The sequence below is a fragment of the Ruegeria sp. Ofav3-42 genome (genome assembly GCF_022347725.1).
Taxonomy (GTDB): Bacteria; Pseudomonadota; Alphaproteobacteria; order Rhodobacterales; family Rhodobacteraceae; genus Ruegeria.
Genome location: NZ_JAKRGB010000023.1, coordinates 1 through 25,434, shown reverse-complemented (window position 1 = coordinate 25,434; position 25,434 = coordinate 1). Strand labels below are relative to the sequence as shown.

26 protein-coding genes and 3 pseudogenes are annotated in these 25,434 nt (G+C 56.2%); 24 read left to right on the top strand and 5 right to left on the bottom strand.

Features of this window, described 5'->3' with window-relative positions; genetic code table 11:
- Positions 1–33 precede the first annotated feature (33 nt).
- From MHN28_RS22630 to MHN28_RS22585, 10 genes and pseudogenes are all read left to right on the top strand, one after another.
- Positions 34–1,572, top strand: a complete 1,539-nt coding sequence (locus MHN28_RS22630; RefSeq protein ID WP_239345069.1) for a sugar ABC transporter ATP-binding protein — start codon at positions 34–36, stop codon at positions 1,570–1,572.
- 32 nt (positions 1,573–1,604) lie between these two features.
- On the top strand, positions 1,605–2,603 hold the full coding sequence (locus MHN28_RS22625; RefSeq protein WP_239345068.1) for an ABC transporter permease: 999 nt from the start codon (positions 1,605–1,607) through the stop codon (positions 2,601–2,603).
- 1 nt (position 2,604) lies between these two features.
- Positions 2,605–3,582 (top strand): ABC transporter permease, encoded by a 978-nt coding sequence (locus tag MHN28_RS22620; RefSeq protein WP_239345066.1) that lies wholly within the window; start codon positions 2,605–2,607, stop codon positions 3,580–3,582.
- Between the two features lie 21 nt (positions 3,583–3,603).
- Positions 3,604–4,359, top strand: a complete 756-nt coding sequence (locus tag MHN28_RS22615; protein ID WP_370645793.1) for an Asp/Glu racemase — start codon at positions 3,604–3,606, stop codon at positions 4,357–4,359.
- Positions 4,359–5,165: an alpha/beta fold hydrolase gene (locus MHN28_RS22610; RefSeq protein ID WP_239345064.1), complete on the top strand. Its 807-nt coding sequence runs from the start codon at positions 4,359–4,361 to the stop codon at positions 5,163–5,165. The genes MHN28_RS22615 and MHN28_RS22610 overlap by 1 nt, the downstream gene beginning before the upstream one ends.
- Positions 5,162–5,788: an isochorismatase family protein gene (locus tag MHN28_RS22605; RefSeq protein ID WP_239345063.1), complete on the top strand. Its 627-nt coding sequence runs from the start codon at positions 5,162–5,164 to the stop codon at positions 5,786–5,788. The genes MHN28_RS22610 and MHN28_RS22605 overlap by 4 nt, the downstream gene beginning before the upstream one ends.
- 176 nt (positions 5,789–5,964) lie before the next feature.
- Complete coding sequence (gene torT, locus MHN28_RS22600) at positions 5,965–7,038, top strand: TMAO reductase system periplasmic protein TorT (protein WP_239345061.1); 1,074 nt, start codon at positions 5,965–5,967, stop codon at positions 7,036–7,038.
- Positions 7,039–7,112: 74 nt separating this feature from the next.
- Positions 7,113–9,044 carry an NAD(P)/FAD-dependent oxidoreductase gene (locus tag MHN28_RS22595; protein WP_239345059.1) on the top strand — a complete coding sequence of 644 codons (1,932 nt, stop codon included), beginning with the start codon at positions 7,113–7,115 and terminating at the stop codon, positions 9,042–9,044.
- 277 nt (positions 9,045–9,321) lie between these two features.
- Positions 9,322–9,522 (top strand): hypothetical protein, encoded by a 201-nt coding sequence (locus MHN28_RS22590; RefSeq protein ID WP_239345058.1) that lies wholly within the window; start codon positions 9,322–9,324, stop codon positions 9,520–9,522.
- Position 9,523: 1 nt separating this feature from the next.
- A pseudogene (locus MHN28_RS22585) lies at positions 9,524–10,374 on the top strand (IS5 family transposase).
- Between the two features lie 110 nt (positions 10,375–10,484).
- On the opposite strand, the gene MHN28_RS25150 reads toward MHN28_RS22585, so the two are convergent.
- Positions 10,485–10,817: a hypothetical protein gene (locus MHN28_RS25150; protein WP_370645791.1), complete on the bottom strand. Its 333-nt coding sequence runs from the start codon at positions 10,815–10,817 to the stop codon at positions 10,485–10,487.
- Between the two features lie 1,076 nt (positions 10,818–11,893).
- Between MHN28_RS25150 and MHN28_RS22575 the strand changes: the two genes are divergently transcribed.
- The 3 genes from MHN28_RS22575 (at position 11,894) to MHN28_RS25145 (ending at position 13,185) form a co-directional block, all read left to right on the top strand.
- Positions 11,894–12,259 carry an ABC transporter transmembrane domain-containing protein gene (locus MHN28_RS22575; RefSeq protein WP_239345056.1) on the top strand — a complete coding sequence of 122 codons (366 nt, stop codon included), beginning with the start codon at positions 11,894–11,896 and terminating at the stop codon, positions 12,257–12,259.
- Between the two features lie 391 nt (positions 12,260–12,650).
- Positions 12,651–12,785 (top strand): hypothetical protein, encoded by a 135-nt coding sequence (locus tag MHN28_RS24890; RefSeq protein WP_255733586.1) that lies wholly within the window; start codon positions 12,651–12,653, stop codon positions 12,783–12,785.
- A 163-nt stretch (positions 12,786–12,948) separates the two neighbouring features.
- Complete coding sequence (locus MHN28_RS25145; protein ID WP_370645795.1) at positions 12,949–13,185, top strand: ATP-binding cassette domain-containing protein; 237 nt, start codon at positions 12,949–12,951, stop codon at positions 13,183–13,185.
- Between the two features lie 656 nt (positions 13,186–13,841).
- Here MHN28_RS25145 and MHN28_RS22570 read toward each other — a convergent pair.
- Entirely contained in the window at positions 13,842–14,414 is a 573-nt protein-coding gene (locus MHN28_RS22570; protein ID WP_255733585.1) for an IS6 family transposase, read from the bottom strand.
- A gap of 36 nt (positions 14,415–14,450) precedes the next feature.
- Here MHN28_RS22570 and MHN28_RS22565 point away from each other — a divergent pair, with 36 nt between their 5' ends.
- The 8 genes from MHN28_RS22565 (at position 14,451) to MHN28_RS22530 (ending at position 22,821) form a co-directional block, all read left to right on the top strand.
- Positions 14,451–14,816, top strand: coding sequence for a TRAP transporter large permease subunit (locus tag MHN28_RS22565; protein ID WP_255733584.1), 366 nt, complete (start codon positions 14,451–14,453; stop codon positions 14,814–14,816).
- 380 nt (positions 14,817–15,196) lie between these two features.
- On the top strand, positions 15,197–15,940 hold the full coding sequence (locus tag MHN28_RS22560) for a peptidyl-prolyl cis-trans isomerase (RefSeq protein WP_239345054.1): 744 nt from the start codon (positions 15,197–15,199) through the stop codon (positions 15,938–15,940).
- Between the two features lie 89 nt (positions 15,941–16,029).
- Positions 16,030–16,959: a HupE/UreJ family protein gene (locus MHN28_RS22555; RefSeq protein WP_239345052.1), complete on the top strand. Its 930-nt coding sequence runs from the start codon at positions 16,030–16,032 to the stop codon at positions 16,957–16,959.
- Between the two features lie 808 nt (positions 16,960–17,767).
- Positions 17,768–18,691 (top strand): hypothetical protein, encoded by a 924-nt coding sequence (locus MHN28_RS22550; RefSeq protein ID WP_239345050.1) that lies wholly within the window; start codon positions 17,768–17,770, stop codon positions 18,689–18,691.
- Positions 18,688–19,563 carry a ThiF family adenylyltransferase gene (locus MHN28_RS22545; RefSeq protein ID WP_239345048.1) on the top strand — a complete coding sequence of 292 codons (876 nt, stop codon included), beginning with the start codon at positions 18,688–18,690 and terminating at the stop codon, positions 19,561–19,563. The genes MHN28_RS22550 and MHN28_RS22545 overlap by 4 nt, the downstream gene beginning before the upstream one ends.
- Positions 19,560–20,744 (top strand): hypothetical protein, encoded by a 1,185-nt coding sequence (locus MHN28_RS22540; protein ID WP_239345046.1) that lies wholly within the window; start codon positions 19,560–19,562, stop codon positions 20,742–20,744. Before MHN28_RS22545 ends, MHN28_RS22540 begins: the two co-directional genes overlap by 4 nt.
- On the top strand, positions 20,741–21,847 hold the full coding sequence (locus tag MHN28_RS22535) for a hypothetical protein (protein WP_239345044.1): 1,107 nt from the start codon (positions 20,741–20,743) through the stop codon (positions 21,845–21,847). Before MHN28_RS22540 ends, MHN28_RS22535 begins: the two co-directional genes overlap by 4 nt.
- Complete coding sequence (locus MHN28_RS22530; RefSeq protein ID WP_239345043.1) at positions 21,847–22,821, top strand: hypothetical protein; 975 nt, start codon at positions 21,847–21,849, stop codon at positions 22,819–22,821. Before MHN28_RS22535 ends, MHN28_RS22530 begins: the two co-directional genes overlap by 1 nt.
- Here the strand turns inward: MHN28_RS22530 and MHN28_RS22525 are convergent.
- Entirely contained in the window at positions 22,818–23,108 is a 291-nt protein-coding gene (locus tag MHN28_RS22525; protein WP_239345041.1) for a YiaA/YiaB family inner membrane protein, read from the bottom strand. The two genes, MHN28_RS22530 and MHN28_RS22525, sit on opposite strands and share 4 nt — an antisense overlap.
- A 46-nt stretch (positions 23,109–23,154) precedes the next feature.
- Positions 23,155–23,856: a PspA/IM30 family protein gene (locus MHN28_RS22520; protein ID WP_239345039.1), complete on the bottom strand. Its 702-nt coding sequence runs from the start codon at positions 23,854–23,856 to the stop codon at positions 23,155–23,157.
- 112 nt (positions 23,857–23,968) lie between these two features.
- Here MHN28_RS22520 and MHN28_RS22515 point away from each other — a divergent pair, with 112 nt between their 5' ends.
- Entirely contained in the window at positions 23,969–24,571 is a 603-nt protein-coding gene (locus MHN28_RS22515; RefSeq protein WP_239345037.1) for a TetR/AcrR family transcriptional regulator, read from the top strand.
- 86 nt (positions 24,572–24,657) lie between these two features.
- On the opposite strand, the pseudogene MHN28_RS22510 reads toward MHN28_RS22515, so the two are convergent.
- Positions 24,658–24,849, bottom strand: a pseudogene (locus tag MHN28_RS22510) (transposase); the annotation flags it as partial.
- A 79-nt stretch (positions 24,850–24,928) separates the two neighbouring features.
- Here MHN28_RS22510 and MHN28_RS22505 point away from each other — a divergent pair.
- The gene (locus MHN28_RS22505; protein WP_370645789.1) at positions 24,929–25,153 is read left to right on the top strand and encodes a DUF3604 domain-containing protein; all 225 of its coding nucleotides are present in this window, start codon (positions 24,929–24,931) and stop codon (positions 25,151–25,153) included.
- A gap of 5 nt (positions 25,154–25,158) precedes the next feature.
- Positions 25,159–25,434 (top strand): annotated as a pseudogene (locus MHN28_RS22500) (IS6 family transposase); the annotation flags it as partial.

Genomic DNA, 25,434 nt, shown 5'->3' with positions numbered 1-25,434 from the left:
AATCGTCCCCGTGATCCGGACAGGGAGAAGAGAATGACACGCTCAAAGCAAGCGTCTGACGCCAGCCAGAATGAGCTGTTGCGACTGACCGGAATAACCAAGCGATTTCCCGGGGTTTTGGCCCTTAGTAATGTGAATTTCGACCTCAAAGAGGGAGAAGTGCATGTGCTGTTCGGGGAGAACGGGGCAGGGAAATCTACATTGATCAATGTGATCTCCGGCGTTCTGACCCCGTCCGAAGGGGCCATCTCACTTTATGGTCAGCCGTTTCGGTTCAGCTCACCGCAGGATGCGAGAGAGCAGGGCATCAGCCCGGTGTTTCAGGAATTTTCGTTGATCCCCGACATGACGGTCGAGGAAAATCTGTACCTGGGGCGTGAAGAAACGACCCATGGTTTTTTGCGAAAGAAAGAGATGCGTCGCGCCGCGATGCGGATTCTGGCACGCCTTGGGTTTGGTATCGCTCCAAACGCGCGGGTGTCTGCCCTGCCACGAGCGCAACAGCAGATGGTTGAGATAGCCAAGGCTCTGGTCACCGATCCTCGCATTCTCATTCTGGACGAGCCGACGGCCTCATTGACCGAAGCCGAAAGCGCCCGACTTTTCGAGTTCGTGCGCGAGCTGCGGGCGCAGGGTGTCGGCATCATCTATATCTCGCATAGGATGCGTGAAATTCGGGATCTAGCTGATCGCGTCACGGTTCTGCGGGACGGGGCATTGATTTCGACTGTGCATGCACAGGACGTCACCGACGATGAGATGGTCGAACTGATGACCGGACGCAAGGCGGGGGTTCTGTACCCGCGCATTCCCCACAACCCCGGCAATGTGATGTTGGAAGCGCGTGATCTGCATACGGTCCGGGACCGTGTGCGCGACGCGTCATTCCAAGTGCGGGCAGGTGAGATTGTTGGCATCGCCGGGCTGGTCGGATGCGGCAAATCCGAACTTGTACGCGCTGCATTTGGGCTGGAGCCCATTGATCGGGGCGAGGTGCAGTTCGACGGAGATACTTACGCCCATCCGACAGCCGCACAATCGTTGGAACATGGCATCTGCTATTTTCCCGCTGACCGAGGGGCCGAAGGGCTCGCGGCCACGCGACCCATTCTTGAAAACGCATCAATGGCGGCACTGCCGGAAAACGCGTTTTCGATCCGAGGGTTCCTGCGGAAAGGAAGCGAGAAGTCGCGGGTGCAAGAGATCATGGAGCGCCTGCAATTGCGGCCCATGCGCCTGTTTGCGGCTGTGGGATCTTTGTCCGGCGGCAACCGGCAAAAAGTGGTGCTGGCGCGCGGAATGACACGGGGCACGCAGGTGTTCCTGTTTGACGAGCCGACCGTAGGTATCGACGTCGGTGCCAAGGCCGAAATCTATGCCCTGCTGGGGGAATTGGTGGCCGAAGGCGCGGCGGTGGTTCTGGTCAGTTCCGAGTTGCCCGAAATTCTTGGTCTCTCGCACCGGGTCTACGTGATGCACAACGCGCGCGTCGTGGCCCATCTGGAAGGCGATGAGATCACTGAGGACCGCATCCTTTCGCATTTCTTCACCGATCACACCGACGCGGCCTGAGGCCGGACATGACGCGCGAACAGAGACAAACAATGACCCGTATCACCCATGAAACGCCGCCCGTGCGTCTGGACTGGCGGCACCATCTGACTGAGACAACCGGTATCCTGATCGCCGTGATCCTCGGACTGATGCTGATCCTGTCGCTGGTCGAGCCGCGGTTTCTGGCGGCGCAAAACCTTGCGAACCTGCTGCGGTCCGCTTCTATCCTGGCGATTATCTCTGCCGGGCAGATGTTCGTGATCATCGTGCGCGGGTTCGATCTGTCGGTGGGCGCGACGATGGCGATGGTGTCGGTCGTGACCGCCATGGTGATGGCGAATGTGCCTGAGGGAACGGCCACCAGCCTGACCATCCTTTACGGTGTCGGCGCGGGATTTGCTGCAGGGGCGGCCGTGGGGTTGGTGAACGGGCTGTGTGTTGCCTACCTCAAGGTACACAGCTTTATGGTGACGCTGGGGACGTCGTCCATCGTGGTGGGTCTGGCGTTGTACCTAACCAACGGCATCCCGGTCTATGGCATGCCACGCGGGTTCTCGTCCGAGTTCGGACGGGCGATCTGGGGCGGGTTGCCATCAGCCTTCTACATCGGTGCCGGTCTGGCTCTGCTGTTCTGGGTGATCCAGAATCTGACAACCGTGGGCAAGTACATCTACGCGGTTGGCGGAAACTTTAAATCCGCCGTGTTTTCAGGCCTATCGGCCAACCGCTATCTGGTCATGGCCTACGTGATCTCGGGCTTGACGGCCGCGTTGGCGTCGATCCTGCTGACTGCGCAGATCGGGTCGGGGCAGGGGTCCATCGGTGGCGTCCTGACGTTCCAGTCCATCGCCGTGGCGATCATCGGCGGCGTTAGTCTGCAGGGCGGTGTCGGCAAGATTGAAAACGTCTGCCTGGCCGCGCTGTTCCTGCAACTGCTGACCAACGCGATGGAGCTGCTGCGCATTCAAAGCCAGCTGCAGGCCGTGATCCTGGGTCTGATCGTGATCCTGGTGGCCGCCAACGACATCCGCAAGACAAGGAGCGTCTGACATGACCACTGCCACCAGCCCCCGCTCCCGAGAGTTTGTCGCAACGGTCAAGCTGCTGACCTTTCCGCTGCTGATCCTCGCCATGTTCGGCCTGTTTGCCATGTTCGAACCGCGCATCGCCAGCGCCCGAAATCTGGTCAACATCTCCAGCCAGTCGACCTATCTGATCGTTTTTGCTCTGGCACAGACTGTGGTTTTGGTGCCGCGTGGCTTTGACCTGTCTTTGGGCAACGCGGTCAGCTTCACCTCTGTCGCGACGGCGCTTGCACTGACCAGCAGCTTTGCAGCCGGGTTGCCGGGATATGCTGTTGTTGTGCTTGGTCTGCTGACCGGTCTGGCCTGCGGCACGGCTGTGGGGCTGTTTAATGGCTTCTTCGCCTCGGTGCTGGGCATCCGGTCCTTCATCGTCACGCTGGGCGCGATGAACATCTGCTATGGCCTGTCGGCGACAATTTCGGGCGGTCGGCCCGTGTTCAATGTGCCCGAGGCGTTCACCACCTTTTTCTACAGTGGCACCTTTGCGGGTATCCCTGCACCTATTCTTTGGACCGCCTGTGTCGCCATCGCCGTGCATGTGGTCCTGTCCAACACTGTCTTTGGCCGCACGCTCTATCTGATGGGCTGCAACCCCCGCGCCGTTGAGGTGGCTGGTCTGCCCCGGCGCAAATACTTCGCTATCGCCTTTGTGCTGTCCGGTGCATTGGTTGCCATCGGAGCGCTGATGCTGACGGCGCGCACCGGTACGGGTGAGCCCAACTTGGGCGGCAACCTGCTGCTGCAGGCCATCGCGGCGGCGGTCATGGGTGGCGTCAGCCTGTCAGGCGGGCGTGGCGGTGTATTCCACGCCATCACCGGTGCTCTGTTTATTACCGTTTTGTCAAACGGCCTGAATTTCCTCCAGATCAGCGGCTATCTGCAACAGATCATCCTCGGTCTGGTCATCATCCTTGCCATCGCGCTCGATAAAAGCCGCGACTAGGCCTTTTTTACGGAGATCAAAGTGACTCAACAGAACTATCGCATCGGCCAGATCGTCCCCAGCTCGAACACCACGATGGAGACCGAGATCCCCGCCATGCTGCGCGCGCGGGAGAGCATCCTACCCGAACGGTTCACCTACCATTCGTCGCGGATGCGGATGCGCAAGGTAACGAAAGAAGAACTGGCCGATATGGACGCGCAATCCGATCGTTGCGCCGTTGAACTGGCGGACGCGCGGGTCGATGTGCTGGGCTATGCCTGTCTGGTGGCCATTATGGCGATGGGGCCTGGCTATCACCGCGAAAGCGAAAAGCGCCTGCGCGAACGGACGCAGGAAGTTGGGGCAGACATTCCGATGGTGACCAGCGCCGGGGCGCTGGTCGAAGGGATCAAAGCGATTGGCGCCAAAAAGGTCGCCGTTGTGACCCCTTACATGAAGCCACTCACGGAACTGGTCGTTGATTACATCCGCAAGGAAGGGATCGAAGTCGTCGACTACGTCGCGCTGGAAATCCCGGACAATCTGGATGTGGCGCGCCACGACCCCGCCAATCTGCCCGGGATTGTTGCAAGGATGAATATCGAAGACGCCGATGCGGTGGTTCTGTCGGCCTGCGTTCAGATGCCTTCGCTGCCTGCTGTATCACAGGTCGAGGCCGAGACCGGCAAGCCTGTCGTGACCGCGGCCGTTGCAACGACGTATCACATGCTCAAGGAACTGGGGCTGCAGCGAAAAGTTCCGGGCGCGGGTGCGCTGTTGTCGGGAGCGTATTGATGTCCAGGTTGCTTTTTGGCGCTCAGGTTCAGGCCAACGGTATCCGCCAGCACTATCTGCGCTACGGCGGGAAGGGACCTAAACTGTTGATCCTGCCGGGTATTACCAGCCCGGCGGTAACCTGGGGTTTCATTGCTGAAGAACTGGCCGAAACCATGGATGTCTACGTGCTGGACATCCGGGGGCGCGGGCTGTCGGATACGGGGCCAGAGCTGGACTATTCGCTGGGCGCGATGGCCGGTGACGTGCGCCCGTTCATCGACGCAGTCGGCATTGAAGGCTGTATCGTGCTAGGCCACTCGATGGGTGCGCGGATCGCGATGCGGGCGCAGACTGGCTTTGACTTGGATGCGCGGTCGATCATCCTGGCCGATCCGCCGGTGGCAGGGCCAGGGCGACGGAAGTACCCGATGGGGATCGCCTGGTATGTGGACAGCATCCATGAGGCGCTTCACGGAATGACCGCCGACGACATGAGAATCTATTGTCCGAACTGGACCGAGGAACAGCGAGCCTTGCGGGCGCAATGGCTGCACACCTGCTATAAACCCGCGATTGTCGAGGCGTATCAGGGTTTCCACCGCGATGACATCTTCCCCGATGTTCCGAAATTGCCGGATCACGTGATGCTGATGGCGGCAGGCAAGGGTGGTGTGATCCAGCCCGAGGACATTGCTGAGTTCAAAGCGGACAAACCTGCGATTGATGTGCAGGTGGTCAAGGATGCGGGCCATATGATCCCGTGGGATGATCTTGGCACTTTCCTGCGCCTGACCCGTGATTTTGTCGGAAAGGCCGGGGCATGAGCAACGCGGACGCCCAATTGGTCTATGCCCGGCAGGGGTTAGGGGGCGGCATCGCGTTCGGGCGTAAGCCCGCGCTGCTGCTGATCGACTTTGTGAACGGGTTCAACGATCCCGATCAACTGGGCGGCGGTAACATCGGCGATGCCATCGCGGCCACCCGACCAGTCCTGCGAGCCTTCCGCGACCGGGACCTGCCCATCGCGCATACGCGTATCGTCTACACCGAAACGGGATCGGATATCGGTGTTTTCGCCACCAAGATCCCCGGTCTCCAAACGCTCTTTGAGAGCGCCCACAGCAGCCAGGTTGTCGACGCGCTCGCACCCCTCCCTGGTGAGTGTGTCATTCGCAAGAAACAGGCCTCGGCCTTTTTCGACACGGATCTGGCGGCCTGGCTGCGAAAGGAAGATGCTGACACGCTGGTGATCGCGGGCTGTACGACCTCGGGCTGTGTGCGCGCCAGCGTGGTCGATGCCGCCAGCCACAATTTCCGTCCCTTCGTTCTGCGCGATTGCGTGGGCGACCGGGCACTGGCGCCGCATGAAGCGAACCTGTTCGACATGGGCCAGAAATACGCCGAAGTCATCGACTCGGCCGATCTGCAAGCCTTGCTCAAAAACTAGGAGGTGAACCCAACCACAGGCATCATTTTTCCGCAATCCGTTCAATAAATTAGTTGGTCGTATAAATAATAAGTGAACGTACGCTAACTTTTTGCTAGCATGCAAACGGATGCGGGATCAACGAAATCAAGCATCACCCGCCGAGGAGGGCGGGGACAACTCGGAGGAACCCAGACATGAAACTTTCTGCATTCAAGCTGACCGCTGCGGTACTGGCGCTGAGCGTCGGCGCGACAACGGCTTCGGCCGAGGATCAGTGGTATCCGTTCAAGGTGATGGATGCCACAAATGGCGTCGAAAACCGGGCCGAGGCCGCCTATACCCCACTGGAAAAGGCTGAAAAGCCGCTCAACATCTGCGTCCTGTTCCCGCATCTGAAGGATTCAATCTGGCTGGCCATCAACTATGGCATCGCCAAAGAGGCCGAACGTCTGGGCGTCAACATGACCCTTTTTGAGGCGGGCGGTTATGCCAACCTGCCGCGTCAGCTGGCGCAGTTCGATGACTGCCTGGCTGGTGGCTATGACGCCATCGTTGCGGGTGTGATTTCCGAGGGCGGTCTGGCGCAAAAGCTGAAAGAGGCGAACGAGGCCGGTATCCCGGTGGTCGCAGTGCTGAACGTCATTGCCGAAGCGCCTATCGCCGGCCGCGTTTATCCTGATATCCCGGACATGACCAAGGTTTCGGCAGAATTCATGGCCGGTATGCTGGACGGCGCCGAGGGCAAGGTCGTAACCTTCCCGGGACCTGCAGGCTCGGGCTGGGCCGAGCTGTTCAATGATCACTTCAAGGGCGACATCGCCGCGCATGAGAATGTCGAGGTGATCGGCGAACGCTTTGGCGACTCGGGCGTGGCGGTGCAGCTGGGCCTCATTCAGGACGCCCTGCAATCCTATCCCGAGATGAACGCCATGTACGGTGGTGCCCCGGCTGTCGAGGCCGCGGTGGGCGCGTTGGCGGCTGCCGGCAAATATGACTTTGTAATGGTTCCGGCCTACGAAAACGATGCCATCCACTTCATGGTCGAAAGCGGCGAACTGCCAGGCTTCGTAACGCAATACCCAGTCGCTCAGGGTCGTGTGGCGCTGGACATGGCTGTGCGTGCGGTCGAAGGCTCGCTGACCATGAATTTCGTCAACCCGATCCCCGAGGCCGTGGATAGTGAAACCCTGAAGGCAACGGATAAATCGGTTGCGATTGCCGCGCCCAAAGGGTTCTCGGCCACTTATCAGGTCAACATCTCCAACTGACGAACGGCCAGGGCGGCGTGTGCGCGACGCGTCCGCCCCGCGCCTTTCGGTCCTGCAAAAGAAAGACGACGAAAATGAAATTCACCAATGACGTCCCCAAGTTCACCGCCTCGGACGCGGAGATCGACGCCAATATCAAGGATGCCGACATACCGGCTCTGCTGGTCACCTGCGCGCATCTGACCGGAGATTACTCGCTGCTCAGGGATGAATGGCGCCCCGTCATGGAATACGGCGTTGCCATCAGCGGTATGACGCCCGACACCGAAGCTGAAGTCCGAGCAGAATGCGCCGCCCGCCTGAAGAGCTTTCGCGACGCGGGCGGCGAGACCCATGCCGCGGCCACGGCGGAGGAAATCCGAACCGTCGCAAACTGGATGATGCCCGAAATGGGCGAAAAGATGGATGCCTTTATCCCTCTCAATCACGAAGAGGCCGTGCTGAATGGGTTCGACCTGCGGCGCCCGCGTTGGAACAAGGCCCGCCTGGCCCCCGAACGCGAATTTTCCGTCGCCATCATCGGCGCGGGAGAGGCGGGAATGCTGACCGCCATGCGCCTCAAGGAGGCGGGCGTGCCCTTTACCATATTCGAGAAAAACCCCGAGGTTGGCGGGACGTGGTTCGAAAACCACTATCCCGGGGCACGTGTGGATTGTAACTCGTTCTTCTACAGCTTCGCCTGCATGCGCGGGTTGTGGGAGGATTTCTACGGCCACGGTGCGGATGTTCTTGAATACCTCAAGGCCGTCGCCGACGAGTGGGGCATTCGCGACAACATCGTTTTCAATGCAGAGGTCACTGAGTGCCGCTGGAACGAAGCAACGAACCAGTGGGATCTGACAATTGATCATCAGGGCCAAACGCTGAACCACAACTCGAACATGCTGGTCAGCGCCGTGGGTCAGCTGAACCGCCCGATGATGCCTGACATCGAAGGGCAAGAGCTCTTTACCGGCCCCAGTTTTCATTCGGCCCGTTGGGATCACGACATCTGTTACGAAGGCAAACGTGTTGGCGTGATCGGCACGGGCGCCACCGCACTGCAGTTCATACCGCAGCTGGCCAAGACCGCTGAAAACGTCACCGTGTTTGCGCGCACCACGCCGTGGCTGTTGCCGACACCGTTATTGCACGAAAAAGTGCCTGAGGGACTGAAGTGGTTGATGGTCAACGTTCCGACCTATTCCATGTGGTACCGGGTGACTCTGGCCATTCCGGGTGCGGTGGGCATGCTAGACGGGGTCAAGGTCGACCCTGACTATCCGCCGACGGAAAAAGCGGTATCGGCCATGAATGATCAGGCCCGTCAGGCGATCACGGACTGGATGGAAGCGCAGATTGAAGACCGCCCGGACCTGCGTGAACATCTGATCCCGAACAGCAGCCCTCTGGGCGGCAAGCGCATCATCCGCGACAATGGTGCCTGGGCAAAAACCCTGCGCCGAAACAACGTTGTGATGAACCGCAAAGGCATCGCCGAGATCACCGAGACGGGCATCCGCGATCAGGACGGGCATGAGCATGAGTTCGACATGATCGTCTACGGTACCGGGTTCCAGGCATCGAAATTCCTGATGCCGATGCAGGTCTACGGCCATGATGGCGTCAGCTTGCATGACATGTGGGACGGCGACGCGCGGGCCTATCTGGGTGCGACGGTTCCGAATTTTCCGAACCTGTTCATGATTTATGGTCCCAACACCAATCAGGTGGTGCATGGTGGTTCGGCTTTCCTGTGGTCAGAATTTACCGTCAAGTACATCCTCGACGCCGCACGTACGTTGCTGGAAAGCGAGGCGCGCAGCATCGAAGTCAAGGAAAAGGTTTACTGGAACTACAACGAGCGCATAGACGCAGCCAACCGCCTGCGCGCCTGGGGCTTTTCCAAAGTAAACTCCTGGTACAAGAACGAAAAGGGTAGGGTGACGCAGAACTATCCCTTTACGTCCGCCGAGCTTTGGCAACGCTCGCACGAAGTGTCGCTCACGGACTATGAAATCTCTTAACCTGGACCTCACTTACCGTCGCGCCCTTTTGGGCGCGGCAGATATCCTCAAGCTGTGGCGTGATCTGTTGCAAACGCTGGCCCCATGACGCTCAGCCCGCAAGATCGGTGCGACCTCAATTGCCGCCGGCCGCACCTCAGCCAAACGCGAAGCGCTTTTGACACTGAGATACGACCATGTGATCGTTCAGGACAGCGACAACCTGTAAGAAATCGCCAACCGCGTATTTGACGGAAAAGGAACGCGCATTACTTACGACCCTATTGGCTGTAGCATTGTGCAGGATTACAAGGACGCGCCGGGACAGGACACTGTGATCCTCCTCTATGGCGGTATAGACCGGAGCGAGACGTTGTTGCCCGAAATCGAGATAACACAAAAGAATGCCTGCCTGTGCCCGTTTTCGGTTTTTAACTATATCAGCAAGGATGATCTGCGCACGCGCGGCGTGATTCCCGGTTCGAAAAACGAGCGGTGACATGTCTGATCTATTCTGGCTGAGCGATGCGCAGAAGGCGCGTCTGGAGCCCTATTTCCCCCAAGTCCTGCGGTAAGCCGAGGGTTGATGACCGGCGTGTGTTGAGTGGGATTAATTTCTCAATCGCAATGGGTTGAGGTGGTCCGATGCCCTCGTGAGTATGGGCCGCCAAAGACGCTGTACAACCGCTGGAAACGATGGAGCGATATGATGTGTTCGCTCGGATCATGGCCGGGCTGGCTGCGGTAGGAACCGATCACAAGACCATCATGATCCCCTCTCGGGACATTGCTGCGCAATGCCCTGCCGGGCAGTAGGCACAACATGCCTCAAAGCGCACCGCACGGCCTCCAGCCTGCGGTTGAAATAGGGGGCGGCAGGCTGATCCGCTGCCCGGCAGGCGCATCCTGAGGATGCAGCCGAGAGGGCCGGACAAAGGGCGGCATGAATGCGAAATTGCACGCCATTCCTGACAGCATCGGACGCCCGGTAAGTTTCTTCATATCCGCCGGGCAGGTGAGCGATTACACGGGGTTCAGGGCTTTGGTGAACAGCCATCCATCGGCTGATTGGCTGTTGCGTGCTCGCTGCCATGATGCGGATTGGTTTCGCGAAGCCCTGACGGGTAAGGGAATAAGGCCCTGCATTCCAGGCCGAAAATCGCGCGACAAACCTGTCCGCTACGAAAAGCACCGCTATAAACGACGAAACAGGATTGAGATCATGTTCGGGCGCCTTAAGGATTGGTGCCGTGTGGCCATTCGCTATGACAGATGCCCGAAGGTCTTCCTCTCAGCTATTTCTCTGGCCGCTACCGTATTGTTCTGGTTGTTAATCAATGAGATGCCGTAACGGGACCTGCGTCGCGCATCGCCGTTACCACTTATCGGATTGTCACTGCTCTGCCGCCATTCCCGTATTGAACCCATACGAAGGAGTACGGGATGAGACTGTTTGTTGGTTTAGATGCATCGCTCGCGAAGACCGCAATCTGCGTGATCAGCGAGCATGGTGAGATCATCAAGTAGGCCGAGGCCGCGAGCGATCCGGAGGTACTGGTCCGTGGGTTGAGCGGTTTGGGTGGCGGTATCGCAGCGATTGGTCTTGAAGCTGAGCCTTTGTCGCAATGATTGCGTCGGGGGTTGGCAGAGTTGGGCCCGGATGCTGTGCTTATGGAAACCTGTCAGGTCAAAAGGGCGCTGAAAGCGATGCCAATCAAGACGGATCGGCGGGATGCCGAAAGGATTGCGGCCTGCTTCATCTTGGCTGGCTTCGCCCTGTTCACTGAAATCCATCTCTACTCAGGAAGCTCGCGCTGTACGCGGCGCTCGAAAATCCATTCAGCAGAATATGATTGCATTGGAGTTGTCGCTGAGAGGCATGCTACGGAACTTTGGACTCAAGGTCGGTGCGATCTCTCGCGGCAGGTTCGAGGCCCGCATACGGGAGTGGCGGAAGGCAACCTCATTCTGGAGACCGCGACTGAGCCAATGCTGCGAGCCAGAGCTGCCCTGCGACAGGCGTTTGCAAACCTTGAGAATCAGGTACGCCAGCTTACCTAGGACGATCCGGTTTGCCTCCGTTTGATGACGATGCCGAGGATCTGTGCGGTCGTGGCGTTAACCTTCCGTGCAGCCGTCGATGATCCAGCGCGCTTCTGATCTTCGAAGAGGGTCGGTCCTTGGATTGGCCTGACGCCTTCGCGCAATCAATCCGATGAGCGCGACGTCTCGGGTGCATTTCCAAGGCCGGGGATATCAATCTGAAGCGGGCGTTGTGCCAGGCTGCAACTGTCATGATGAACCGCGGACGCTCGACATGGCTGCGAGCATGGGGGCCCAGATCGCCCAGCACCGAGGCCGTAAAATTGCGATGGTCACCCTTGCGCGGCGTATTGCTGTCATCCTCCATCGAATTTGGGTTGAGGGTACTGAGGCCCAACCTGATGTCGCATCGAAAATGGCTTGGCCGTCTGTTAACCCACCCTTCGCCTGCATGATCGCAGGCTTTGGAGGTCCCGCAGGGACGTGGTTCCGATGATGCCGTGGTCAGGACAGTCGCTGACTTCAATCCAGCACGCCAATGAGATGGGCACATCGGAATTACATCGGACCAGCAACGTGCTGGCAACCAAAGCGTTGACCACGACCCCAGGCATGTACCCAAAGGATCTCACCCGTAGGCCGCGACAGAACGCAGGGCGAACACGAACAAGATAAAGTTACACCGCCTTGGCGGTTCAAGCATTCTGCGCAAAACAGCTTGACTGGGACAGGCTCGTTACCGAAGTCCAGAACCTAGTGTTTTAATTAGTTGATTTGGTCATCGCTATGGCGGGCTCTCAGAATACTTTCTGTCAACGGAGGTGCGGATGCTGAAGTCAGACCGCACGTCCGGATTTAAGGCGTTAAATGCTATTCGCCGAGAAAGCCGGAGTTTGCTTTGGTGCGTTCGTTTGTTCAGCACATTTGTGAACCTGCTGAAGCTGATCGGCCCACCTTTCATGCTGCAGATCTATGATCGCGTACTGGGCAGTCGGTCGGAAGAAACGCTGGCCGCCTTAGTCCTGTTGATGTCATTCCAGTTCCTCATGATGGGCATTCTGGATTGGGCTCGGGGTCGCGTTTTGGCCCGGTTGGGGGCCAAGTTTCAGGTTAAGCTGGACAAACGGGTTTTCGACGCAATCCTCCGCAAGGCGGTGCGGGAAAACAATACGCACCAAACCGAGAACCAGTAGAAAGACCTGGAGGCCGTTCAACGCTTCTTTTCCTCGCCGGTATACATGTTGCACTGTTTGATCTTCCATGGACCCCGATTTTTCTGTTGGGCATTGCGATGTTTCGTCCATGGCTTGGTGTTTTGGCTCTCGCAGGCGGGTTTGTCCTGATCGTGGTCACTATCCTTATTCAGACCACGACACGAGCGGCCCGAGCCAGGGCGGGTATGGCATGTTACGCGGCGGACCGCAGGGCCGATTAGCCCGTCTCTGAGGCTGAAATGGTTCGGAGCCTGGGTATGCAGGGCAATTTTGTCACCCGTTGGCATCGGGCTCACGTCATTGCACTGTAAGAAGCGCGCACGCCAATGATATGGGCGGTTCAGTTTCTACCGCTTGGAAGAAACTCCGGTTGTTTTTGCGGTCCGCAATGCTGGGTCTTGGCGTATATTTGGTTTTGTTGGGCCAGATGTCGCCGGGTGTCATGATCGCAGCATCAATCCTGATGGGACGTGGGCTTGCTCCGGTCGATCTGGTGATCGGCTAATGGGCTCTGGTGCAGCGCGCCAGAAGCGGATGGCAGAAATTGGCCAGGGTGCTGGCTGAAATTTCAATCAGCGCTCCGAGAACCACATTGCCGCGCCTGAAAGCTCTGGTTGAAGTTCAGCATCTGACGGGGTTCCACCGGGGCGACACAAGCGTCGCGTCGGATTGTCAATTTCAAAGTTGAACCCGGTCAGGCCGTTGGTGTGATCGGCCCTTCGGGTTCTGGAAAATCCACATTGGCGCGTGTATCGACCGGAGTTTGGTCTCCGACAAGCGGCCGTATCCGATTGGATGGAGCCATTCTTGATCAATACACCCCGGAAGACCTCGCTGCTTGCTCAAACCCTTTGACGGATCAGTTGGCACACGCTTTTTGGAAAAGCAGATCGTGGGTTGCTTAATCCTGCCTTCGCCAAGTTTTGCAGAATGTGCAAGTAAGTGTTCTGGCGTTCGCAGGGGCCGCGCGTAGGGAATTTTGCAAATGCGTCATCGTGCGGGGTCGGTTCAGGCACATCGATTTCGTCGTTTGTTTCCAAATCGGCTCAAATGCTATGGATTTGGCTTTTTGGTAGAAAAGACACGCCACTCGCAAAAATTGTATTTTGTCATCCAACTTGCACTTCTTTTTAAATACTGTGTTGCAAAGCAGCTTGGTCCCGAAGGTTCCTTTGATGAAGAACTCTCCAAAGAAAGTACAGGTTTGGCCAGTAACTGTACCTGAGGCTTTGAGGGGTCAAAGGGCAGGTGTTTTCTTCTTGTTGAATCAACTTGAACTTCGAAAAGGCCAGGCCAAAGCCGCGGCATCCGCGGATGTTGCGCCTACGACGGCACCCGTTCAAAAGGCTTCAGAACCTAAGCCGCAGAAGCCAATTTTGCTGATCGACGAGTTTATCTTTTCTTAGTCAATTAACTTCTATTCACTGGTTTTGCTGCAAAAATCTTACCGCGTTGAGTTGTCTGGCTATGCCGAAAACTACTGATGAAGCGATTGTCGGCTTCTCGCAAGACACACGTATCCTGCCAGTTGGGCAAATTGCTGAAACCAGAATTCGTCGTGTCAAAGAACTGGCGTTTTCGGATCATGTTCGCAACTTCGATGGGTATTGCCAAGTTGTTGCCGTGAGACTTCGATCGCGTTATTGAGGCCTTTGTGGGCTCGGTGGTCAGCGTCAGGTGCCGGTACATTGATTGGTTTGATATAGCTGCGCAGTTTGTCTGTAATGACGACTCTGGGTTCGCCGAATTTGGCAACCAGCCACCTGAAGAAGCGCCTTGCAGCTTTCGCGTTTCGGCGAGTCTGCACGAGAATGTCGAGCGTGTCGCCGTTTGCGGCGATCGCGCGCCACAACCAGTGCTTCTTGCCTCGGATCATGATCACAACCTCATCCATGTGCCACCTGTCATTCGGCCTTTGACGATCGCGCCTGACGCAATCTGCAAAGTGTCGACCAAAGCGATTGACCCACAGCCGAACTGCTTCCCGGCTGACGATCACGCCCCTCGCGGCCAACAGATCCTCGACGTCAGCAGTGCTCAACGCAAAGCGATGGTAAGCCCACACCGCGTAAGCAATGATCTCACGCGGAAAACGAAAGCCTTTAAGGCGTGGCATGATCGTTGGGATGTTCATTAGCGCCACATAGCTGGATCACTCAGCCTGAACAACTTGGCAATACCGGTTGGCACGTTCATCGACTCGAAACTCACGTTTCTATTTGCAGTGAATGTCCTTCTGTTAATCGTTGGCTGCCTGATGGACGCAATGTCGGCGATAGTAATTCTGGCCCCGCTACTGGTGGCCTTGGGCCGCAACTTTGGTGTCGATCCAATCCATTTGGGCATCATCATGATCGTGAACCTTGAGATCGGCTTTTTGACCCCACCAATGGGCATCAACCTGATCGTCGCACAAGGCGCATTCCATGAAAAACTCGGGTTGATCATGCGCAGCGTCATACCATTTGTCGGTTTGATGCTCATCGGCTTGATCGTCATCACGCTTGTCCCTGATTTGTCCTTGTTTTTTCTTTGAAGAAATTCGACTTTTTTGCTCAACTGCTCAAAATTGTGCAATCCAATTCTGCCAAGTTGATTAAGCCGGTCAGAGCGTAATCGCTCATCCGCTCAAAAAGCCAATTTCAGCCGACCCCTTTGGCTATTTGAGCGGATCGCCAATTCAGGTCACCAGTCCCACGGTCCCCTGAATCGCCGGCGAACTTGCGCCACTCTCTCACGGAGTGCGGGGCCGACACGTGTCGCGCCCCGCAGCTGTGTACTGACGGATTTTTGTTATACAAAACGGACTTATCAATTATGCCTCAAAGCCCACTGCGCCGAGCCCTAAACGAACCTTTCCTCCATTTTCTTCTGATTGGAGTTGGAATTTTCGGTTTGTTTTACCTGGCGAACGGCATGGAATCTGAGCCAGATGATCTGACCATCGAAATTACCCAGGATGATATCGAGTTTTTGCGAAACCGCTTTGAGGTGACCTGGCGGCGGAACCCAACTTCGGAAGAGTTGGACACGTTGATTACGAACCTCGTTCGCGACGAAATCATGGTGCGTGAAGCCAAAGCGTTGCGCATGGATGAAAATGACGCGGTTGTTCGCAACCGGTTACGCCAAAAGATGGATTTCATTGCGGCATCGGTTTCTACGGCGCAGCCGCAAACCAAAGAGGATCTGAACAAGTTCTACGAGGCCAACGAGACAGAATTTGTTCAACCACAACAGATCGCATTTCAGCAAATTCTTATGGATGAGGGCGCTGTTCTCGACCTGAACGCATTGTTCGACGATCTGAACGCCGGAAAGAGCCCCAAAAGCGTGAAGCGATCCAGTCTATTACCATCTGAAATGGCGCTTTCTACCGGCGCGAAAATTGATGGCGTCTTTGGCCCGGGATTCGCGGAGGGGCTGGAGGGAATGCCCATTGGCACATGGGGGGGACCGGTTCGCTCGGCCTTTGGCCTGCATGTTGTGCGTGTGATCGAAAAACAGGACGCGGAATTGCAGAATATTGAAGAGGTGGAGCCGCAAGTCATCGCGAAATGGCGCGAGGCCACACAAGAAGAAGCCAAGGAAGCCTTCGCGCAGAGACTCGAGGCCAAATATCAGATAATTGTGGCTCAAACTGATCAGGAAACGGACTGATGCGGATTATAATTGTCTGCATCACCACTTTGGTGCTGCCAGCTCTGTTGCCATCGGTTGTAAAAGCCCATGCGCTCGAGCCCGGATACTTGCAGATCACCGAAAGGTCGCCGGACGTGTACCGCCTGTTCTGGCGGAAACCGGATGTCCGCCAAAAACCAATGGCGATCAGCGTTTTACTTCCCGAGCACTGCGAAACGGCATCACCTCCACAGCCTTGGTATGACGGATCGGCGTGGATTTCAGATTGGACCACTCAATGTTCACATGAGTTGGCGGGCGATCTGATTTCCATTCCCGGACTTCAGGACACTCAGACCGATGTGCTCATTCGATTGGATCTCATGGATCTGCCGGAAGTAAGCGCGCGTTTGATACCTGACCAGACAGTCTTTGAGGTTCCTACCGATGTCTCATCTTTCTCGGTTCTGCTGACATACATCGGATTAGGCACCGACCACATTCTTGAGGGTTTTGACCATCTTCTTTTTGTCTTTGCCCTGCTGGTACTGATCCGCGATCGCTGGCGGTTGTTGGGTGCTATTACGGCCTTCACCTTGGCCCACAGCATCACCTTGGCGCTGGCATCTCTGGGGCTGGTGCACGTTCCGTCTCCGCCGGTCGAAGCGGTCATTGCCCTCTCCATTGTCTTTCTTGCGGTGGAAATCGCGAAACGAAATTCCTCTGGTTCACGCCTGTCCGAGCGGTGGCCATGGATTGTCTCGTTTTCGTTCGGGCTGCTGCACGGTCTGGGCTTTGCCGGTGCTCTGAGTGAGATTGGGTTACCTGAAGGCGATATTTTTGTTGCACTGCTCGGCTTTAACATCGGAGTTGAGATTGGTCAGATCCTGTTCGTCGCGGTAGTATTGCTGCTCGGTGCCGCGCTGTCTCGGATGATACCCGTGTTTGCTCACTTGAGATTGGAGAATGGGCAAATCTGGAATACAGCGACGAGCTATGTAGTCGGCGGGATTGCTTCCTTTTGGCTGGTAGAGCGTGTAGCAGGGTTTTGGGCATAAGGGGATTGCCATGATTCAGAGAAATCGTTGTTGATGATCTGTGGCTTCCGCCAGGTTGTGATAAACTTGCGATCTGTAAGCTCGGCGGGACTGAGATTTTGCGCTCGCAGCGAACGGCCTGTCTGACGCGCTGCTTTCATCGCTTCCGTTCCTTTTCCCAGCCAAGGATTCGTCCCGGAAAACTCTAATCACAAATGGCAGGAAAATCGGGTTTCAGAGCAGGCCGTTCCTCGACGCTTAATCTCACGTCACAGGTTTGCATTCTGCACTTTCGCTGATCATCGCGAAAAACCCTGAGCGGAAGTGTCAAAATCTAGCTGCGCGCGCTCGCAGTGCCAGGTACCCTGGGCAAGCAAGAAGTTCCATGGCGCGGCGCAGCGCGGTTTCCGACCATTCATGCAAAGCGCAACGATTTTGAAGCTGTAAACTCACAAGCTGCGGACTTTCCTGATCGTCGCGGACTACACATTTTTGGCAAATCTTGAAGTATCCAGAACCCAGGGTCAGGACTCATTCTTATTTCAAAGCCAAAACATGACGGTTGCGGCGAGGGCGATTGCGGACAGAAAGACCTTGGAGCAGTGGATGAAAAAGAACTTGGCGAGCGACAGCAAAGTTAAATGCTTCTGGAATTCACGACTTGCGCTGAAAAGAAAAAAACCTGTTGATGGCAAAGCTATGCGACTTCAGAAAAAATTGATCTCAAGTAGTGGACTTGCCGAAACTTCGTTCGGATCCGTAGATGAGTAGAAATTAACGGGAACAGGAATTGTTTAGCGCAATTATCAACGCGGCTTCGCAGCGTTACATGGATATTCGTTTAGGTATCCCGGGCGGCTATAGCGTACGTATTCTAGAACGCCCTGGCCTGTGGATGCCAGGCAATGAGCTGGACAATCTGGTCGCGGATCTGCGGAGCGTGGCGTCAAAAACGCTGCCGGACGGGGAACTGAAATACGGCGTGTTTGCTGGAGATCGCGATCGGCTTGCACATTCGGTGATTACTCTGATTTCGCGCAGGGATGACAATACCCCTGTTGCCTTTAATGCCTTGGCGTTGATGGATGTAAATTTGGGCCATCGATCCGAAGAGGTCTTGCATCTGGGATTGGTGATGGTTGATCCAGACCTTCGCAGCCAGGGCTTCAGTTGGGTTCTCTATGGTCTGACATGTGTGTTGATCCTGTTTCGAAACGGTATGCGCCCTCTCTGGGTCTCGAATGTGACGCAAGTCCCGGCGGTGGTGGGGCTGGTCGGGCACGGCTTTGCTCGGGTTTTTCCAGCGGCACCGCCCGAACCTCAGAACCGGCGTAGCCTTCTGCATCTGCATATGGCGCGGAGCATCATGCGGCATCACCGTCATATATTTGGCGTCGGTCCTGATGCGGGGTTTGACGAAGATCGCTTTGTGATCACCAACGCCTACACGGGCGGGTCGGATCATTTGAAGAAAACCTTCGAAGATGCGCCGAAACATCGCGATCAGGTCGTTAATGAATTCTGCGAGAACCAGCTTGACTATGACCGGGGCGATGACGTCCTGCAGTTGGGACAAATGGATATGCCGACGGCATTGTCCTATGTCGGTCGCGAAGTTCCGCGCGGATCAGTAGCTGCCCTCACCTTTGCTGTCTTCGCGGCGGTATTGCAGCGATTGGCGATGCCGCTCTGGCAATGGTCCGATACGCGACACGAATTCGGCATCCTCAGACCACGTGAGCAAAAAAAATGACGGTCTTTACCTATCAGGAGTTCACCACCCGCAATCTCGGATTTGTTTCCGAAGATGAACAAACCCATTTGCGCAACGCCAGCGTGTTCGTCTGTGGAACCGGAGGAATGGGGGGTAGTGCAATCATGACCCTGATCCGTGCTGGAGTGGGTCGGTTGATCTTGGCTGATCTGGACGCGTTCGAAGTGTCCAATCTGAACCGTCAGCTTTTTGCGACGCTGAAAACCGTTGATCAAGATAAAGCTCAGGCAACCCGTGATCAGTGTCTGCAAATCAACCCTGAGGCTGATATTGAAGTGCTTGGGGCCGATTGGACCGACCATGTGGAGCGTCTGGTTCAAAGCGCAGATGTGGTGGTCAATGGCACGGACGATCTTGGCGCCAGCTTGCTGCTGTATCGGACTGCGCGGGCCAAGGGCCGCGCAGTAATTGACGCGTATGCGTCTCCGTTGCCGTCAGTTTATGTCACAGTGCCGGGCGATCCGATGCCCGAGGAGCGTTTGGATTACACCACACGCGGCACCAACTGGAATGAGCTGACCTCGGAGATGCGAGATGCGGCAGCAATGGCCGAGGCGGAATACGTACTGACCCATTCGTCCTCCCGGCACCACGTTGACTTGGCTCTGGCAGGTGAGGTGATTGCCGGAACCCGCAGCCGTATGTCCTTTGCGCCGATGGTGATCATGGCAGGGACACTGATGGGAGGAGAGGCGCTTCAAGCTGTTCTGGGGCGGTCGCATGGCGCGGATTATCGAGGTTGGTTCTTGAACCCTCACACCGGTAGGGTCGAGCGGCCCTTGCCAAGCTTTATTGCCACGCTGATGCGTCCGTTGGTTCGACGGCAGATGGAAAGGTTGCTGACTCCATGACAGATATGGCGACCTTTCTGGCGGATGCCTGGGTTTCACTATGTGCGGCATTGGGTGCAGCAACCGTGTTGTTGCGTCTTAAGGACCTTGTGCAGAGGCCGGAAATTGCCAGAAGGTTTCAATTCTGCCTGTGGGTGCTGGTCGTCCTGATGCTGGCGCGGATTGGCCACTGGGGTGGCTGGGGGTGGCTTTTTTCGGCGATCACAAGCATCTGCGCAGCATTGATCCCTTTGACGGCACTTGTTTTGTCCGAGGGGCTTGTGCGCCGCCACGCGCCTCCGGTGCTGAAACAATTCTGTGCGTGGGGGGGTGTGACGTTCGGGCTGTTGGGTCTTTTCCAGTTTGGCAATATCGAATTTGAAAGACTTGCGGGGCTGATGCTGTTCCAACTGTTTGGATTAGGTGGCGTCGCTTTGTTCGTTTTGCGGCGCGATAGGGACAGCCTGTCACATGCGGAAAACAGAACCATCAATTTGATAAGCCTGTCATTCCTATTGATCCTGCCGTTTCTGGCAACGGATTTCATGCGTGGGACATCGCTTGACCTGCCGGTCAGGCTGGGTGGAGTGGCGGTGCTGGGGCTGTGCTGGTTGTCGATTGCGATGAACCGCTCCGGTTTGCGACCGTGGGATACTCTGCATGGTTTCGGGATTGTATTTGTGGTGGCCGCTCTGCTTTCACTGATCGTCTTGGGGATTGTGCCAATGGATATGCGATCTGGCCTGCAGGTAATGACGATTATTTTGGCCTCGCTCATGCTGTTGGCGATATGGCAAGCAGCGATTGCCTTGCGGATTGAGGATCGCCAGTTGATCGCCCTTCGTGAGATTGCCGATGCGGACGGGCATGGCCCAAAGGTTAGCCTGGAATTGCTTCGACGGGCTGCCGGGTCTCCGGATGCGTTTTTGGTGGACGAGGCGGACTTGGCGGATATGAACCTGAATGAACTGCGCGCCAGTTTCACGGCAACACCTGTTCAACAGTTAGGGGCCACGGATGACGAACAAGTCAATTGGCTGTTCTCGCGTTTCGATGCAACCCATGCGGTTTTCTTGTCTGACACCCCTCTGCAATTGATCATGCTCAACAGTCCCGAAATCGCGGCTTTGGATAGCACCGGTACCGCTTTGCGCGCGGTCCAGAGGATGGCGCAGGTTCTGGTGAGTGAGGGGCAAGCATGATTGAGTTGCTGGAACGGGACTTTTCAAGTTTCTTCGCCGCCCCGTTTCACGCCTATGGAGCCGACACCCCATATGTTTCACCGATGAAGGCGGACTTGAAACGCTTTTTGTCGATCGAGAACCCATTGTTCTCCGACGCATCGGAATTCACGTTTTTCTCGGTGAAACGGTACGGCAAGCCCGTGGGTCGGATCACGGCTCACCTTCATCGGGGATCAAACGACCTGCACCACGAAGCGCGAGGATGTTTTGGCTACTTTGATTGCGCAAATGACCCCGAGGTCGCCACAGTTTTACTGCAAGCAGCAGAAAATTGGATCCGTGGAAAAGGCATGACCCGACTGGTTGGTAACTTCAACCTGACTGCGATGCAACAAGCTGGAATCATGACGGGTGGTTTCGATCAGCAACCTTTTACCGACCAGATTTGGGGGCCTCCGCACTTGCCGGGGCTGCTTGAGGCGAATGGGTTTCAGCCGCACTTTCCCATGACCACCTTCGAGCGTCGCCTGGATTCCAATCCAACCCCGGAAGTCTTACCCGACGTGCAACGTAGGCAGTTGCTGGATCAAGGATTCTCTTTCGCACCCGTCACCCGCGCGACCATCGCTGAGAGGCTTGAGGATGCCCGTGCCATCCTGAACCGCAGCTTCAAAAACAATCCCATGTTTGTTCCGGTAACCGCCGAAGAATTCCACTTTCAGGCTAAAGACATGAAGTGGATCATGGACCCGCGAATTTCAAAGGTTGTGCACTATCGCGGCGCTCCAGTGGGTGCCGTGATCGCCATTCCTGATCTCAACCCGTTGCTCCGTCGGATCGGGTCGCGATTGCGTCTGTCCCTGCCATATCACTATCTCCGTTACAAAGCTCGCCGTGATCGTGCAGTGGTCATTTTTCAGGGTGTAATGCCAGAGTTTCAAGGTCGTTCGGCCAACCCATTGATGCTGAGCGAGATGACACGAGACATGATTGCCGCCGGATACAATACCGTTGGCGGTACTTGGATCGCTGACGAGAATACGGCCAGCCTGCGACAAACCGAAAAAGCCGGGGCTGCGCCGCTTCACAGGCTGCATCTGTTTTCCAAGGAGTTGGTGTAGTGGACCGCATGGAATTCGAAGAAATTGTTGCGCAAGCGATGCTTGCCCCTTCGGCGCATAATACGCAGCCAGCGCGATGGCGGCAGGTTGCGGCGTGCATAGAAGTCCACGCCGATCTGTCACGGCGCCTGCCTGTAGGTGATCCTAATGATCGCGATTTGGAAGTCTCGTGCGGTGCGGCGGTGGAAGGCACCGTATTGGCCCTGGCTGCGCGCGGGGTTGGTGCAGAAGTAACCGTATCAGACGAGCCGGAGGAGGCAGGTTTGCGCAAGATTGCCTGCATTGCTCCTAAGGCGACCGCCGACACAGAGGATGCAAAGCTGGCCGTGGAAGCGTCGAAACGTCTGACACATCGCGGGGGCTTTGCACCTCCCCCACAAGGTGCCTTTGAGAACTGGAGCAGCGCTCACATGACATTGGTCGAAGATGCGGCCCAGATCGAGTGGCTTGCCAAGCAAATCGACATCGCATCAGCCCGCGTTGTGCGATCCAGAGCCTTTCGTTCGGAGTTGCTGAGTTGGATGCGTTTGCGTGATGTCGATCCGAACTACCACATCGATGGTTTGAACCGAGAGGTGCTTGCCATGGATACAACAACCGCAAGGTTCGCGCCATTCGTTCTTGGTGGCAGGCTTTATGACCTGTTGGCGGTGTTGGGCCTTGGCCCGCACCTGTCGGGTGAGGCTGCGCGCAGCCGTGAAGCAGGGGCAATCGCACTATTCCACTGGCCTGAAAACGGGTCGATGATCGAGGCAGGCCGGGCGTTTTATCGATCCTGGTTGCAAGCTACTGCACGTGGCTTGGTGGGATGGCCTGCTGCAGCGCCGGCAGATGATCCGGGTACATGCGCAGCCGTCTCGGATCGTTTTTCTGTGCCGACTGGCAGGGTCTTGTTCAACGCGTTAAGACTGGGGGCAGCAAATGGTGCCACCCCCAGCCGAACGCGCCTGTCTATGCGCGAGGTTATTGTTTAGGCAGCGATATTCTCGCCGACCTCTTTCAGCAGTTTTTCGGTTTTTGCGTCTTCGATCCGGTTGTGCAGACGCTGCGATTCTTCACGGTCGCGCAGGGTCTTTGTGATCGAAACGGTGGTGTGCACCAACATCAGCGCAGACATGGAGTAGAACCCTTTTGCTGCAAAGCTGGCTTCGAGGAAGTAGATGCCGCCGGCCATCATCGCTGCCGCGACAATGAACGAGCCAATAGTGAACATGTTCCAGGCGTTGGACTGCGGCAGGTTCAGGTTTTCTTCGGCATTCATGGATAAATTCCTTTCAGCTTTTTGTCGGCTAAATTCAGTTTGGTCGTCAGTTCGATTTCGTTTTGTCGGATTTTTTCACCTTTTTCTTTAGGCGATCGAGCACGTCATCAGTGCTTGATCGCAAAGGCTTACCGCACCCTGCTTCGGCCAACCTGTCACGCATATTCTCGGCCGAACCAGTCGCTTCCAACTCGGTCATGGCGCGCGCTGTGGCATCCATTTCGCTTTGACGTTCTTGCAAACGCTGAAGCGTGTCCTCAGCTTCACGCAAAGTGGATAAACCGCTGTCGGGTGCCACTTGTTGCAGGCGCTGCGTTTTGTCGGTGGCCGTGGCAAGGCGCTGACCACGCTGCAGCTGCCGCAACCGGGTTTCAGCCTCGCGCAGGACGGTGCGTAAGCGGGCGATCTCAGTATCGAACCGGGCCTGCGCCTGAGTTGATACATCACGCTCTGCTTCGAGATGGGCGATTGTCTCGGCCGCATCTCTTGCCAAATCCTCACGGTCTTTCTGCAGCGCATCCAAAGTGCGGGCTTCGAGGCCCGCGATCTGTTGGGTCAGTCGTTCGTGCTGCTTAACTTCCTGTTCGTTCTGGGCCATCGCGACAGCAACAGCCTTGCGGGACATCTGGACAGCATGGGCGCAGTCCCGGATCTGCTGGCGCAAAATAGGCAGAGCATTGCGGTCGGTTACGACGGATGCCGCCTCAAAGGCCCGGCCTCTTATTAAAGTGGCAAACTGTTTGAACATCGTTGGCTCCTCATTTATGAACATTGTTCATGGGGTGACTATGAATTGATTCTGAACATTGTTCAAATAAAAAATGAACGTTGTTCAGTAAATTTGGAACCAAGAGGATTAAGTGGCTAAAAGTAAAAAAGAAATTCTGAAGGAAAAAATCCTGATTGCTGCAAAAAAGCGCATTGAAACGCAAGGTTTGGCGGCATTGCGCGCCCGTGATGTCACAAAAGATGCCGGATGTGCTCTCGGCAGTCTTTATAACGCCTTCGAGGATCTGGACCTTCTGATCCTGGCGGTCAACTCTCGCACACTCGCACGCTTGCATACGTCATTGCAGACCGCCTCTGCGTTACAAACCGCGCCCCAGGACAAGCTTCTTGCGCTGGCGTTGGCTTATCTGGATTTCGGTACCGCGAACCCGAACCTGTGGGCCGCATTGTTTGATCACCGTATGCAACCAGGAGTACCTGTCCCGCAATGGCACCTTGAAGAACACACGGTGCTCATTGCCGAGATTATCGGCCCGTTATCGCAATTGAGCCCCAACTTAGATGAAGACACATTGGCTTTGCGTGCGCGAACCGTGTTTTCTGCTGTGCACGGCATAATCAAGCTCTCGTTGGAGGGGCGGTTTGTCGCCTTGGAACCGGATTTGGTCCGGGCGGAATTGACGGAGTTCGTTTCCCAGTACTTGCGGGGGTATCAGTCAGGGCAGAAGGTATAGGACGAACATATGAGTAGATCGGGTATCGCACGTGATCCAAACACCAATGTCGCCTGGGATTTCGACGGGGTTCTTAGGGTCAGGGTTCACAACCAATAGATGGCGGTGGCAGCGAGAGCGATGGCTGATAGAAAGACATTTGGACATCTGTCGTAGTGTGTGGCCACATGCCGCCAGTCCTTGAGCCTGTCGAACATGATCTCAATCCGGTTACGCCGTTTGTATCGGCGTTTGACGTAGTTCACGGTTGTCTTGCGTTGCTTTCGACCCGGGATGCAGGTGTGTGTATAAGCGGATCTTTGATGTGGCCGTCGCCGATGGCCGAGAAATTGGAGAGGATGGTCCGCACGCGAACCAGTGGGCTCGACGGTAGACGTTGAAAACGCGACATGCAGCAACTCAATCGGTTCCGTGAAACTCGCCGCGTATTGGCAAGACCTAGATTTTGATCCGGATAACAACGCATTTTACTATGTGAGAGTGATCGAAGTTCCAAAGCCACGTTGGACGACTATAGACGCAGCTGGTGTTGTCACGTTAACCGTTGTTTGGTTGTGCATGTCGGGCATTGGACGTAGGTGACATCAATGACGCCATCGCCCATCAGCTACAAGCGCCACCGATTTCCTCCCCAGATCATTGCTCACGCGGTGTGGCTGTACGTCCGCTTCAATTTGAGCCTCCGCGAACTTGAAGAATTGTTGCTGCAACGAGAGATCGACGCCTCATACGAGATCGTCCGGCGTTGGGTCATCAAGTTCGGGCCACAGATCGCTCGAAAATTGCGACAGCGGCAAGGTCGTCCTGGCGATGTCTGGCATCTTGATGAGGTTGTTGTGAAAGTCTCAGGTCGCAAGTATTGG

What these genes read in the sequence shown, in the direction of transcription:
- MHN28_RS22630 (WP_239345069.1), top strand. Translation starts at nt 34, where the DNA reads ATGACACGCTCAAAGCAAGCGTCTGACGCCAGCCAGAATGAGCTGTTG.
- MHN28_RS22625 (WP_239345068.1), top strand. Translation starts at nt 1,605, where the DNA reads ATGACCCGTATCACCCATGAAACGCCGCCCGTGCGTCTGGACTGGCGG.
- MHN28_RS22620 (WP_239345066.1), top strand. Translation starts at nt 2,605, where the DNA reads ATGACCACTGCCACCAGCCCCCGCTCCCGAGAGTTTGTCGCAACGGTC.
- MHN28_RS22610 (WP_239345064.1), top strand. Translation starts at nt 4,359, where the DNA reads ATGTCCAGGTTGCTTTTTGGCGCTCAGGTTCAGGCCAACGGTATCCGC.
- MHN28_RS22605 (WP_239345063.1), top strand. Translation starts at nt 5,162, where the DNA reads ATGAGCAACGCGGACGCCCAATTGGTCTATGCCCGGCAGGGGTTAGGG.
- torT (WP_239345061.1), top strand. Translation starts at nt 5,965, where the DNA reads ATGAAACTTTCTGCATTCAAGCTGACCGCTGCGGTACTGGCGCTGAGC.
- MHN28_RS22595 (WP_239345059.1), top strand. Translation starts at nt 7,113, where the DNA reads ATGAAATTCACCAATGACGTCCCCAAGTTCACCGCCTCGGACGCGGAG.
- MHN28_RS25150 (WP_370645791.1), bottom strand. Translation starts at nt 10,817, where the DNA reads ATGGATTTCAGTGAACAGGGCGAAGCCAGCCAAGATGAAGCAGGCCGC.
- MHN28_RS22575 (WP_239345056.1), top strand. Translation starts at nt 11,894, where the DNA reads ATGCTGAAGTCAGACCGCACGTCCGGATTTAAGGCGTTAAATGCTATT.
- MHN28_RS22570 (WP_255733585.1), bottom strand. Translation starts at nt 14,414, where the DNA reads ATGAACATCCCAACGATCATGCCACGCCTTAAAGGCTTTCGTTTTCCG.
- MHN28_RS22560 (WP_239345054.1), top strand. Translation starts at nt 15,197, where the DNA reads ATGGAATCTGAGCCAGATGATCTGACCATCGAAATTACCCAGGATGAT.
- MHN28_RS22550 (WP_239345050.1), top strand. Translation starts at nt 17,768, where the DNA reads ATGGATATTCGTTTAGGTATCCCGGGCGGCTATAGCGTACGTATTCTA.
- MHN28_RS22545 (WP_239345048.1), top strand. Translation starts at nt 18,688, where the DNA reads ATGACGGTCTTTACCTATCAGGAGTTCACCACCCGCAATCTCGGATTT.
- MHN28_RS22540 (WP_239345046.1), top strand. Translation starts at nt 19,560, where the DNA reads ATGACAGATATGGCGACCTTTCTGGCGGATGCCTGGGTTTCACTATGT.
- MHN28_RS22535 (WP_239345044.1), top strand. Translation starts at nt 20,741, where the DNA reads ATGATTGAGTTGCTGGAACGGGACTTTTCAAGTTTCTTCGCCGCCCCG.
- MHN28_RS22525 (WP_239345041.1), bottom strand. Translation starts at nt 23,108, where the DNA reads ATGAATGCCGAAGAAAACCTGAACCTGCCGCAGTCCAACGCCTGGAAC.
- MHN28_RS22520 (WP_239345039.1), bottom strand. Translation starts at nt 23,856, where the DNA reads ATGTTCAAACAGTTTGCCACTTTAATAAGAGGCCGGGCCTTTGAGGCG.